The 13235-nt window shown below is 36.7% G+C and carries 10 protein-coding genes and 1 pseudogene; all 11 read left to right on the top strand.

The window, feature by feature from the left end; translation table 11 throughout:
* Positions 1–17: 17 nt before the first annotated feature.
* Complete coding sequence (locus tag IGL48_RS08920) at positions 18–1229, top strand: NAD(P)/FAD-dependent oxidoreductase (protein WP_048949272.1); 1212 nt, start codon at positions 18–20, stop codon at positions 1227–1229.
* A 313-nt stretch (positions 1230–1542) separates the two neighbouring features.
* On the top strand, positions 1543–3966 hold the full coding sequence (locus IGL48_RS08915) for a DNA translocase FtsK (protein WP_010824789.1): 2424 nt from the start codon (positions 1543–1545) through the stop codon (positions 3964–3966).
* Positions 3967–4096: 130 nt separating this feature from the next.
* Positions 4097–4798, top strand: a complete 702-nt coding sequence (locus IGL48_RS08910; RefSeq protein WP_002356983.1) for a GntR family transcriptional regulator — start codon at positions 4097–4099, stop codon at positions 4796–4798.
* Between the two features lie 117 nt (positions 4799–4915).
* On the top strand, positions 4916–5665 hold the full coding sequence (locus IGL48_RS08905; RefSeq protein WP_002384339.1) for an ABC transporter ATP-binding protein: 750 nt from the start codon (positions 4916–4918) through the stop codon (positions 5663–5665).
* A complete protein-coding gene (locus IGL48_RS08900; protein ID WP_010777796.1) occupies positions 5655–7484 on the top strand; it encodes an ABC transporter permease in 1830 nt (609 codons plus the stop codon). Before IGL48_RS08905 ends, IGL48_RS08900 begins: the two co-directional genes overlap by 11 nt.
* Before the next feature lie 124 nt (positions 7485–7608).
* Positions 7609–8682, top strand: coding sequence for a 23S rRNA (adenine(2503)-C(2))-methyltransferase RlmN (rlmN, locus tag IGL48_RS08895; RefSeq protein ID WP_002356987.1), 1074 nt, complete (start codon positions 7609–7611; stop codon positions 8680–8682).
* Positions 8683–8972: 290 nt separating this feature from the next.
* Entirely contained in the window at positions 8973–10301 is a 1329-nt protein-coding gene (locus IGL48_RS08890; RefSeq protein ID WP_002360022.1) for an APC family permease, read from the top strand.
* 241 nt (positions 10302–10542) lie between these two features.
* Entirely contained in the window at positions 10543–11511 is a 969-nt protein-coding gene (gene comGA, locus IGL48_RS08885) for a competence type IV pilus ATPase ComGA (RefSeq protein ID WP_002364362.1), read from the top strand.
* Positions 11468–12514, top strand: coding sequence for a competence type IV pilus assembly protein ComGB (gene comGB / locus IGL48_RS08880; protein ID WP_010824788.1), 1047 nt, complete (start codon positions 11468–11470; stop codon positions 12512–12514). Before comGA ends, comGB begins: the two co-directional genes overlap by 44 nt.
* On the top strand, positions 12514–12789 hold the full coding sequence (comGC, locus tag IGL48_RS08875) for a competence type IV pilus major pilin ComGC (RefSeq protein WP_002356991.1): 276 nt from the start codon (positions 12514–12516) through the stop codon (positions 12787–12789). Before comGB ends, comGC begins: the two co-directional genes overlap by 1 nt.
* Positions 12786–13220 (top strand): annotated as a pseudogene (gene comGD, locus IGL48_RS08870) (competence type IV pilus minor pilin ComGD); the annotation flags it as partial. The gene comGC and the pseudogene comGD, both read left to right, overlap by 4 nt.
* Between the last annotated feature and the right edge of the window lie 15 nt (positions 13221–13235).

Raw genomic sequence — 13235 nt, 5'->3', positions numbered from 1 at the left:
AGTGGAAGGGAATCAAAATGAATAAGAAACATGTTGTTATTTTAGGTGCTGGTTACGCAGGCTTAAAAACATTACGCGAATTACAAAAAGGCGCCAAAGACGTCGAAATTACTTTAGTGGATCGTAACAACTATCACTACGAAGCAACGGATTTGCATGAAGTTGCTGCTGGAACACAACCAGCTGAAAAAATCACATACAATATTATGGATGTTGTCGATGAAAAAATGACCACCTTTATCCAAGGAACAGTTAAAACAATTGATGCTGCAACACAAACAGTTGCTTTAGAAGATGGCCAAACAATCAATTATGATTACTTAGTTGTTTCTCTTGGGTTTGAATCAGAATCATTTGGTATCCCTGGTGTGCAAGAACATGCTCTACAAATGGTAGATGTGAAAACGGCTTTAAACGTGTATGAACATATCCAAGAACAAATGCGTCAATACAAAGCAACTCAAAACGAAGAATTCTTAAAAATTGTTGTCTGCGGAGCAGGCTTTACAGGGATTGAATTATTAGGTTCTCTTGTTGAAAACAAACCAAAATTTGCTGAAATCGCAGGTATCTCAGCAGATCAAATCCAAATTTATTGTGTCGAAGCAGTTACTCGCCTATTGCCGATGTTTAACGAAAAACTTGCGAACTATGGTGTGCAATTATTAAAAGATTCAGCTATTCATTTATTATTAGGTAAACCGATTAAAGAAATCAAACCAGGCGCAGTTGTTTATCAAGATAACGAAGCAGGCGACTTGGCAGAACTTTCTGCTAAAACAATTATTTGGACAACGGGTGTTAGTGGAAGCCACGTTGTAGGCGATTCTGGATTTGAAGCTCGTCGTGGTCGTGTCATGGTTCAACCAGATTTAACAGATGCGAACCATAGCAACGTCTATATTATTGGTGACTGCTCAGCAGTTATGGATACAGAAACTAATCGACCTTACCCAACGACAGCACAAATCGCCTTGAAAATGGGCGCTCATGCTGCTAAAAATATTCAAGCACAATTGAAAGGGGAAGCAACTAAACCTTTCAGCTTTAAATCACAAGGTTCTGTTTGTTCTGTCGGAAATACACGTGCTTTAGGAATTGTTGGTAAAACAGACATTAAAGGATACCCAGCTTCATTCATGAAAAAAATTATTATGAACAAAGCGCTCTTTGAAACAGGTGGTACCAAAGAAATGATGGCTAAAGGTCGTTTCGACTTATACCATTAAGAATCAGCAAAATAAGAAATAATGAGGTCGGGACAGAACCGTTTAGCTCCGAGAAATAAGAAGAAATTTCCGAAAATTGCTCTTTAATTTTTGGAGAATTTCGGCTTATTTCCGAAGGAGTTGGTTCTGTTCCCGCCGTTTATCAGTTTTTGAGCGTGGAGCAAAAATTCAAAGTGATTTTTGTCCCACGCTCATTTTTCTTAAATGAAAGTTTTTAAAAAATTTCCATGATTTTTCAAGTAAAATGAGGTGGGCACTTTTGTTCGATTCCATTTTTATGTATAATGAGAAGTGATGGAAAGAGGGAAGTTAAATGGCACAAAAAAGAGCAACAAATAAGAAAAAAAGTACGACAAAGAAAAAGACCAAAAAACAACAGCAACAACAAGAACGTTTAAATTATATGTTTCTTGGCCTGATTTTTATTTTATTCGGTGTCTTTGGACTCTTTCGCTTAGGGTTTTTAGGCACGTTATTAGCGAATTGTTTACGCTTAGTTGTAGGTAATACCTTTCCATTTGCAGCGATTTTACTAATCCTGTATGGCTTATTAGTCATGATTTATGGGAAAGATTTTCCGTTAAAAAGAGGGCGCCCTATTTTTGGGGCTGTTCTGATTTATATTAGTGTTTTGTTATTTTTCCATGCCTTTATGTTTCGAAATGTTAGTGGCAGTCAACCAGATATTTTAGGTAACACTTGGGAATTTTTGCAAAGCGATTTAAAAGCCAACCAAGTGACGCAAAACGTAGGGGGCGGTATGATTGGCGCGCTGCTTTATCAAGGAACGTACTTTTTGGTGGCACAATTTGGTAGCTATTTAATTGCTACATTGCTACTGTTAGCGGGTATTTTCTTGATGAGTATGTGGGATTTTCAGCAAATTGTTGATCATTTCCAAAGTATTCAAGATCGCCTAAGTCATGTTTCGGCAAAATCACAGGCGCGACAAGAAGAAAAAGAGGCGAAGCGAGCAGCGAAGAAAGAAGCCAAAGCTGCAGAACGCCAAGCAAAAATTGAAGCCGCTGCCCAACAAAAATTACAAGAACGGGAACGTATGGAACAAGCGGCAGCCGAGCGCTTAACAAAAACACCAGTTGAAACCCACCAACCAATGGTGGAAGAACCGGCTGCACCAACGCCTGTTCAAATTGATTCGTTTCAACAGCAAAATCAGGCGATGCCTGTACCACCAATTGCAGCAACAAAACCGCAACGAGAGCAGGAAGAAGAGGCGGCAGATGAAGCTGGTGTTCTCGAATTTAAAATTTCTGAAGAAGCGGAAGATCGTGATTATCAACTACCACCAACTGATTTGTTAGATACAATTCAAGCAACGGATCAAAGTGGTGAATATGAAAAAATCGAAAAAAATATTGGCGTCTTAGAACAAACCTTCAAGAGTTTTGGTGTTGATGCTAAAGTAGTCAAAGCTAGTTTAGGACCATCTGTCACAAAATTTGAAGTTCAACCCGCTGTTGGGGTAAAAGTTAGCAAAATTGTTAACTTGACGGATGACATTGCTTTAGCGCTTGCGGCCAAAGATGTTCGTATGGAGGCCCCGATTCCTGGGAAATCACTAATCGGGATTGAAGTTCCTAATAGTGCAATTAGTACAGTATCCTTTAGAGATATTGTTGAGGCACAACCAAGTCATCCAGATAAACTATTAGAAGTACCTTTAGGTCGAGATATTTCAGGGATGGTTCAAACTGCAGATCTATCAAAAATGCCGCATTTATTAATTGCGGGATCGACAGGGAGTGGGAAATCGGTTGCTATCAATGGCATCATCACAGGTATTTTGATGCAAGCGAAACCTCATGAAGTAAAATTAATGATGATTGACCCGAAAATGGTAGAATTGAATGTGTATAACGGGATTCCTCATTTATTAACGCCAGTGGTTACTAATCCGAGAAAAGCGGCACAAGCCCTGCAAAAAGTAGTTCAAGAAATGGAATTTCGTTATGAAAAATTTGCAGCAACAGGCGTCCGAAATATCACTGGTTACAATCAACTAATTCAACAGAAAAATGCGGAAGATGGCGAAAATCGTCCGATTCTGCCATTTATTGTTGTCATTGTTGATGAGTTAGCTGATTTAATGATGGTGGCAAGTAACGAAGTAGAAGATGCGATTATCCGCTTAGCCCAAATGGCACGGGCAGCAGGCATTCATATGATTTTAGCGACACAACGGCCAAGTGTGGATGTCATTACAGGAATCATCAAAGCAAATGTCCCTTCTCGAATGGCTTTTGCGGTCTCAAGTGGGACAGACTCGCGTACCATTATTGATACCAACGGGGCGGAGAAATTATTAGGTCGAGGCGATATGCTCTTCTTACCAATGGGAGAAAATAAACCAATTCGTATCCAAGGGGCCTTTATCTCTGATCAAGAAGTCGAACGAGTGGTTGCGTTTGTAACGGACCAACAAGAAGCTGAATATCAAGAAAGTATGATGCCAACAGATGAACCGACCACTTCAGGCGGTGGCGAAGCTCCTCAAGATGAGTTGTTTGAAGAAGCGAAAAACTTGGTGGTTGAAATGCAAACAGCTAGTATTTCATTGCTACAAAGACGTTTTAGAATTGGCTATAATCGTGCGGCTCGCTTAGTAGATGAATTGGAAGCACACGGAGTTATTGGACCATCAGAAGGTAGCAAACCAAGAAAAGTCTTTCTACAAGCGGAATCAGAAGAGGCAGCAACCGAGACGTCAGAACAATAAACAAAAAGAACTAAAATAGATAAATTTATCTATTTTTGTTCTTTTTTTATAATTTCAGCAAAGCATCATGTTATAATCATCATTTTCTGGTAAAATAGAAAGGAATAGTGCGGTTGGGAGGGAGCGTATCATGAGAAGAAAGAGCGTGCTTTATTTAGAAGTAGCAGATCAGATTAAAGAAGATATTTTGAGTGGCAAGTATCCAGTAGGAACGTTTTTACCAACAGAAACAGAATTGGAAGAGATGTTTAACGTTAGTAAAATTACGATTCGGCGGGCAATCGAAATGTTAGCAACGGAAGAATTTGTTGAGAAAAAAAGTGGCCGGGGCACAACTGTGTTAAGCAATCGTCCCTATAATAAACTATCAAAAGCAGGGACATTCACTGAATTTTTGAATGAATCAGGTCAGAAAGTAACTAAAAAAGTTTTACAAGTTGAAAACTTGACGTTGTCAAAAGAGATGCCGGCTTATCAATTTTTAGGAGAAGAAGTGGTTCACCTTTCACGGTTATATCTAATCGATGAACAACCCTATATTTATTTTAATTACTATTTGCCAGCTGCCATGAAAGACGTATCATTGACTGAATACAAAGAAGAATCCTTGTATCGTTTGATGGATCGACATGCCATTGAAATTTATAAATTTGAAGACCGTTTTGAAGTTGCAACTTTGACAGAAGCAGAGCAAAAGATGTTGCAAACAACTGAAACAACGGGCTTAAAAAGAATTCGGCGTTCGTTAAGCCCAACAGGTCGTTGCGTAGAATATTCAGAAGCTATTTATAATACGAAGATTCATCCTTATGTGATTGAATATGAAGCATAACTTTTAAAAGAATAACAGTGCACTTACAGTAATGTAAGTTCATTGTTATTCTTTTCTATTGTCGTTTTTTTTCGTTTTCGATACACTAAATGAGTGAGAAGAATAGGAGTGGAAAATATGTTAGAAGTACAAAATTTGAAAAAAGTTTACGGAAACGAAATTAAATATGAAGCTTTAAAAGGGATTAATTTAACTGTCCAAGATGGTGAATTTATTGGTATTATGGGACCTTCTGGAAGTGGGAAAAGTACACTTTTAAATTTATTGGCAACAATCGATAGTCCAACAGACGGTGAAATACTTTTAAATGGAAAAAATCCAAACAATTTGAATCAAGAACAAATTGCTAAATTCCGTCGTACAGAATTAGGATTTGTTTTTCAAAGCTTTAATTTAATGCCAACATTAACTGTTGAAGAAAATATTATTTTGCCATTGACACTTGATGGAGAAAAAGTCTCTGTAATGAAACGACAATTAGCAGAATTAAGTGAGCGTTTAGGTATCAATCATCTGTTGAAAAAACGAATTGCAGAAATTTCTGGTGGACAAGCACAACGGGTCGCCGTTGCTCGGGCAATGATTCATCATCCACAATTATTATTGGCTGATGAACCAACAGGAAACTTAGATACGAAATCATCTAAGGATGTGATGGGCTTGTTACAACAATTAAACGAAGAAGAAGCGGCGACTATTTTAATGGTGACCCATGATCCGCTAGCCGCAAGTTATTGCAAGCGCATTGTCTTTATTAAAGATGGTGAATTAATTGATGAAATTATCCAAAACGGCAACCAAAAAGAGTTCTACGATTTAATCATGGTGAAACTGGCTGAGATTGAAGGTGTCGATAATGAATTTTAATCAGTTTGTTATAAGAAACACGATTCGAAATAAGCATTTATACTTGGCTTATTTCCTAAGTACAATGTTTTCTGTGATGATCTTTTTTACGTTCACTGGTTTTGTCTTTCACCCAGCCTTAGCTAATGGTTTAAATCCTAAAGCACAAATGGGAATGACGGCTGCGGCAATTATAATCTATGGTTTCTCTTTCTTATTTGTTTTATACTCGATGGATGTCTTTATCCAATCTCGAAAAAAAGAGTTTGGAACCTTGATGATTCAAGGGATGAGTCCAAAACAGTTAAAGAAAATGATTTTTATTGAAAACTTAGTGATTGGTTTCTTTGCTACAATTTTTGGTAGCATTTTAGGTGTTGGATTTTCACAGTTTATTTTATGGATTAGTAATTTATTGATGCATCTAGGTTTAGGTTTTTATTTGCCAGTGATGCCGTTTATCATTACTGTCATTTCATTTGCGGTCTTGTTTTTAGTAATTTCTTTCTTTATTCAATTCCGCTTGCCAAAAGCGACACTTCAAGAGCTATTAAAAGCAGGAGAAATGGGTAAAGGTGAAATCAAAAGCTCTAAAGTTAAATCTTTCTTAGCCGTGTTGCTTTTAGTTGTCGGTTACGGAATTGCTTTAGTTGCTAAGGGACAGTTAGTTTTAATGGTGATGTTCCCAGTAATTTTCTTAGTTATTTTAGGGACAAAATTCTTATTTGACCAATTGAGTGTTTCTGTCATTGAACGTTTAAAACGGAAACCAAAAATCTTTTGGAAAAAAACCAATATGGTCGTTTTATCAGATTTAGCATTCCGCATGAAAGATAATGCACGTTCGTTCTTCTTGGTTTCGGTGATATCAACGGTTGCTTTTGCTGCCATTGGAACGTTATACGGCGTGAACGAGATGATTTTTAAAGGAATAAGTTCTGTACCGTACGAACTGACATTGTCTGATTCGACCAACCCAGAAAATCAAGAAATGAAACAATTTGCGACAAAAACATTCCAAGAAAAAAATATTCAGTTTGATCAGATTGATTACACAATGTACAAAACAAGTGCCGGTATCCAATTAATCAAAACATCTGAATATAATAAACTTGCAAAATTTATAGATGAACCAACTTTAACAGGTGAGAAAGTAGTTAATTTATCACAAAAAGATGCTCCTTCTGCTGCATCAGTAGATGTTAAATCTGTTCAATTGGGAAATGATCAAGTTTTAAACATTGATAAAACAGAAGAAACCAATGTATTACCGACTTTTGGCGGTGTGGTTGTTATCCCAGATAGTACCTCAACTGATGGAATCAAAGCGGAAACAGAAACAATTTGGCAGCCCAAAGCAGGAACCAATCGTGAAGAATTGATAGAAGCAGAAAATATCATTGGTGACAAGTATCCCATGTTAGTAGGAACAGCTGCAATGTCGGCAGCCATTACGCAACATTATACGCCAGTTCTATTTGTCGGACTATTTATCGGTATCGTGTTCTTTGTCTCTGCGGGTAGTTTCTTATACTTCCGTTTATACAGTGATATGAATACAGACGTTGAAAAATTCAAGATGATTTACAAACTTGGTTTGACGAAAAAAGAATTGAAGAAAATGATTTACCAACAAGTAGGTATTTTATTCTTTACCCCAATTGTTGTTTCATTTATTCATGGAGCTGTTGCTTTGAAAGCAATGTATGCTGTCTTAGATCAGCCAATGCAATTAGCTGGCTGGGAAGTTTTAGGTGTTTTCTTATTGATTCAGGTCGTTTACTATTTAATTGCTAGAACGTTCTACTTCAAAAAAGTTTATCACTTAGTGAAAGATTAATTATAAAAAATCGTTAAGCATGCACGCTTAACGATTTTTTTTGATGTTCTTCGTGATATTGCATTCAAAGTGAGAATACGTTATAGTTATGAAGCGAATGTAATAGCAGAAATGAGGAAAAGAAATGCAGAAAGAATCCATTTATGGACTGACGAGAGAACAGCTTGTGGACTGGTTTTTAGCCCATGGCGAGAAGAAATTTCGCGCAACACAAGTGTGGGAATGGTTGTATACAAAACGTGTTGCTTCATTTAGTGAAATGTCGAACATTTCTAAATCGTTGATGACTTTATTAGAAGAAAATTTTTCATTAAATCCATTAAAACAAGTCATTGTGCAAGAAGCGCAAGATGGTACCGTGAAATATTTATTTGAATTACCAGATAAAAATATGATTGAAACAGTCTTAATGCGTCAAGAATATGGATTATCTGTTTGTGTGACCACTCAAGTTGGCTGCAATATTGGGTGTACATTTTGTGCTAGTGGGCTATTAAAAAAACAAAGAGATTTAACTGCTGGCGAGATTGTTGCCCAAATTATGTGGGTGCAACATTATTTCGATGAACGTGGGTTGGATGAACGTGTTAGCCATGTCGTTGTGATGGGAATTGGTGAACCATTTGATAATTATGCCAATGTTATGAACTTTTTACGAACGATTAATGATGATAAAGGCTTGGCTATTGGTGCCCGCCATATTACAGTTTCAACAAGTGGTTTAGTGCCAAAAATTCGTGAATTTGCAGACAGTGGACTACAAGTAAACTTAGCAATCTCATTACATGCTCCTAACAACGAAGTTCGTACATCAATTATGCGGATTAATCGTAGTTTTCCAATTGAAAAATTAATGGCAGCAATTGATGAATACATTGAAAAAACCAACCGACGTGTTACATTTGAATATATTATGTTGAGTCAAGTGAACGACCGACCAGAACATGCTCAACAATTAGCAGATTTACTACGGAATAAGAAAAAACTTTCTTATGTTAATCTGATTCCGTATAACCCAGTGAGTGAACACGATCAATATAGCCGAAGCTCTAAAGAAGCGGTTTTAAAATTTTATGATGTACTCAAAAAGAATGGCATCAATTGTGTTATTCGTAAAGAGCATGGAACAGATATTGATGCGGCTTGCGGACAATTACGTAGCAAACAAATGAAAAAAGAAAAAGTCAAAAACCAATAACGTAGTTAAAATCGGATCAGAAAGGTTTCTTTTTGATTCGATTTTTCATTTATTTAATGAAAAATCGTAAATTTCTCAATTCTTGTTTATAAACAAAAGATGAATGCTCTAAAACTTTTATGACAAATTTTCTTTTTGTGGTTTTCAAACTTGAAATTCTAAAAGAAATAGCTATACTGAAAAGAGATCGTTACAGAATTTTTCATGAAAACAGCTATTATTTTCGTTATCTTTTCAAAAAAGTGGAAATTTTGTTACGCTTGTTTAGTTTAAATGAAATGAGGGAGTCTATGGAGAAAAAGCAATTAAAAAGAGAGATCACAACGTTTGGTGCGTTATCCACGGTAATGGGTACGGTGATTGGCGCTGGTGTTTTCTTTAAAGCTGCGAGTGTCGTTGGACACGCACAGTCAGCTAGTTTAGCTATTTTTGCTTGGGTGTTAGGTGGTGCCTTAACCATTTGTGCAGGATTAACCAGCGCCGAACTTGCTACAGCAATCCCTGAAACAGGTGGCGCAGTGAAGTATATTGAATATACATATGGTAAATTAGCTGGTTTTCTTTTAGGGTGGGCACAAAGTATCATTTATTATCCTGCCAACATTTCGGCGTTATCCATTATTTTTAGTACACAACTAATCAATTTGTTTCATTTATCGGCAAATTTATTGATTCCAATTGCCATTCTTGCGGGAACTAGTATTACCGTAATTAATTTATTAGGAACAAAAATTGCTTCTTTGGTCCAATCCACGACATTGGTAGTAAAACTGATTCCAATTGCCTTGATTTCTTTAGTAGGATTATTTACTCCAGGACAGGTAGCTGTTTCACTTTTTCCTGTTGAAACAACAGCGAATACTGGCTTTTTAGTTGCTTTTAGTGGCGCCTTAGTTGCCACCATGTTTGCTTATGATGGCTGGCTAGGTGTGGGTAACGTGGCTGGTGAAATGAAGCGACCAGAAAGAGACTTGCCTAAAGCCATTATTTTTGGTTTGTTATTGATTACTTTAATTTATGCCTTAATTAATTTTGTGTTTCTAAAAACATTACCAATTGAGCAAATCGCTGGGAATTTGAATGCAGCTTCGGATGCTTCTGTGGCTATTTTTGGACCAATTGGCGGCAAAATCGTAACTATTGGGATTTTAATCTCTGTATATGGTGCGTTAAACGGCTACACAATGACAGGGATTCGGATTCCTTATGCCTTAGCCTTAGATAATCTGATGCCTTTTAGTCGTCAGTTTCAAAAGTTGTCTAAACGCTTTGTTGTTCCTTACGTTGCTGGAATTTTTCAGTTAGCCGTGGCCATTATTATGATGTTTTTCGGGACCTTCGATTTATTGACGGATATGTTAGTTTTTGTTATGTGGCTGTTTAATCTATTAATTTTCTTAGCCGTTTTTATTTTAAGAAAACGAGAACCTGAATTAAAACGACCGTATAAAGTTCCTGGCTATCCAATTATTCCAATTATCGCAAGTCTAGGTGGTATCTTCATCTTGGTTACAACGAGTATTACACAGCCTATTCTAGCATTGATTGGTATAGGGATTACGCTTTTAGGAATTCCAGTTTATTTAGTTAATAAACAAAAAACGAAGCCAAAAACGTAAACGATCCAATCGGATTATCATAGTTTTTCTCAAAAATTTTGTGATTCAGAGAAATTTTTGAAAACTAAACGCAAGATTTTTTTAGTATAATACTAAGTGTCTAGGAGTTCCACTATTTTGGGGAAGATAGATGGACAGCGCAAACTTCAAAAAAAGAACCTTCATCTTATTGGTGAAGGTTCTTTTTTTTTGCTGAAATCATAAAATAAATGCGTAGTTTATTAGTGAGAGGAGGAAATGAATGACTGAAAATGTAAAGAAATTGGCCCATCAATTAATTGAATGGGGCGTCCTTCATGGGGCGCAAGACGTTTATTTTTTACCCAATGATACCGAAATAGCTATCTCTTTTCGGACAGGGATGCAACGGACACTTTACACACAAGTTTCCGCAGAAATAGGCGAAAAGTTAATTTTCCACTTTAAATTTATCGGCGGCATGGATGTCGGAGAAAGACGAAAAGCACAATTAGGTGCGACAACTTATCTAATTGGCGAGACGAAGCAACGCTTGCGTTTATCATCTGTGGGAGATTTTCAGAATCGAGAGAGCTTGGTAATTCGTTTTTTGCACCGATTTGGTGAACAAGCTGAACATTTTTTCTTTCCCCACCAGCTGAATGAAATTGAAGCATCTTGTCAGAAACGAGGACTTTATTTATTCAGTGGGCCAGTTGGTTCTGGGAAAACAACAACCATGTATCGTGTGGCTAAACAAAGAAGTGGCGAACAACAAGTGATAGCGATTGAGGATCCTGTTGAAATTGAGGAAAAGCAGTTTTTACAGTTGCAAACAAATGAAAAAATTCAGTTAACTTATGAAGCCTTAATCAAAGTTTGCTTGCGCCATCATCCTGATATTTTGATTATTGGTGAAATTCGTGATGGCGAGACGGCTCAAGCAGTTATTCGAGCCGCCTTAACGGGTCATACTATTTTTGCGACAATTCACGCCCGTAACTTATTGGGAGTACAACGGCGTTTGATAGAATTAGGTGGCCCAGAGCATGAATTGGCTGAATGCTTGCAAGGTATCATTTATCAACAGATTTTGACAACCACGATCAATAAGGAACAAGTAGCGGGAATTCTTTATGATTATTTCTTCTTTAAGGAAGCCGTTATAAAGAGTAGTTGGCAAAAGAATCTAAGAAAGGCGTGGGCGTATGGGTTTATTACAGAAAAAACGTATTTTCAAGCCATCGAATAAATTAACGAAAAAACAACAGCAGCTTTTTCTGAAACTATTAGCGGATTTGCTTGCAAATGGTTTTAATATACAAGAAAGCTTTTCCTTCATGAAAAAATCAAACGCATTACCCCAGCACAGTATAACTTTTTTAGTTGAAGGCTTTTCCTCAGGCGTTGCCTTACAAGCTTTAGTCGAAGAATTAGGATTTTCAACAATGGTCTCGGCACAATTGTCGTTTGCTACTGCACACGGGGATTTGGTAGGGACACTACAAGCGATTTCCGAACATTTTTTTCAAACGGAAAAATATCGGCAACAGTTCTTTAAAATAATTAGTTATCCGCTGCTCCTGATTGTTTTTTTGATTCTCGTCATTGTTGGTATTCGGCAATTTTTATTGCCCCAATTAATGGAAAATGATGCCAATAGTTATTCTAAAAATATTGGGATTCTTCTGATTGTTTACAGTCCATACATTCTGGTTACCTTAGTTTTTGTCCTCTCATTTAGTTTCTTCATTTTAAACCGTTATTTGAAGCATCAGTCTGCTATTCAGCGGGCCTTCGTATATCTGAAACTGCCAATTATCCGTGGCCTTTATCGGGAATACGTCAGTGCTTTTTTTGCACTAGAATGGGGGAAGTTGCTTGCGCAAGGATTAGAAATGAAAGAGGTCATCGATTTGATGCGCCATACAACCAATTACCCCTTAATGAAAGAATTAGCTGGAGCAATTAGTGAAGGACTGCTAGTTGGTGAAACTTTACATAGACAATTAGCTGCTTATCCTTTTTTTACGAAAGCATTGGGTTTAATGATTCAACAAGGAGAAGTAAAAGGAAAATTAGGCAAGGAGTTGATGGTTTATAGTAATGTCTGTTTCCAAGGTTTTTTCAAAAAAATTGAACGAGTCATTACCCTTGTTCAACCATTTATTTTTATCATAATTGCTTGTTTAATTATCGGTGTCTATGGGGCAATGTTGCTGCCTATTTATGGCAATATGGAAGGAGTTTTATAATGAAAAAGAAACAAAAATACGCAGGATTTACATTATTAGAAATGTTGATTGTCTTATTGATTATTTCCGTATTGATTTTACTTTTTGTCCCTAACTTAGCGAAACATAAAGAAACAGTTGACAAAAAAGGCAATGAAGCAATCGTAAAAATTGTAGAATCACAAATCGAGCTCTATACACTAGAAAAAAATAAGACGCCTTCTTTAAATGAATTAGTCAACGAAGGCTACATTACTAAAGAGCAGTTAGATAAATATACAGCAGAAAAGCAATGAACAAGTCAGCAGGATTCACATTAATGGAAACACTTGCTAGTTTGACGATTGTTTGCTTTATGACTATGCTCCCAACACTCGCTATTCACCGCTGGCAAGAAACATTAAAAATTGAACAGTTTCTTGCTACGGTAGAAAAACAACTTCGTTTTGCGCAACAGCAAGCAATTGTTTTAGAGGAAACACAAGAAGTTTGGTTTTTTGAAGAACAACAAAGCTTTTCATTTCCTGATAAATTGAACCAATCAGCTCGAAGGACTTCGCTAGCTGTACCTGAAAAAATGACAGTGAGTGGCCCAAGCAAATTCAGTTTTCTTCATTCGTCAGGGAACAATGGCCGTTTAGTAAAATATATTTTTACTTGGACTGAAAAGAAACAGCAACTTATTTTACAATTTCAGATGGGAAGTGGTGGAACGCATATATATCAATGGTTTTGGATGTTT

It is taken from the genome of Enterococcus sp. DIV1090, from assembly GCF_050537975.1.
In the GTDB taxonomy this organism is placed as follows: Bacteria; Bacillota; Bacilli; order Lactobacillales; family Enterococcaceae; genus Enterococcus; species Enterococcus faecalis.
This window is presented reverse-complemented; position numbering and strand designations above follow the sequence as displayed.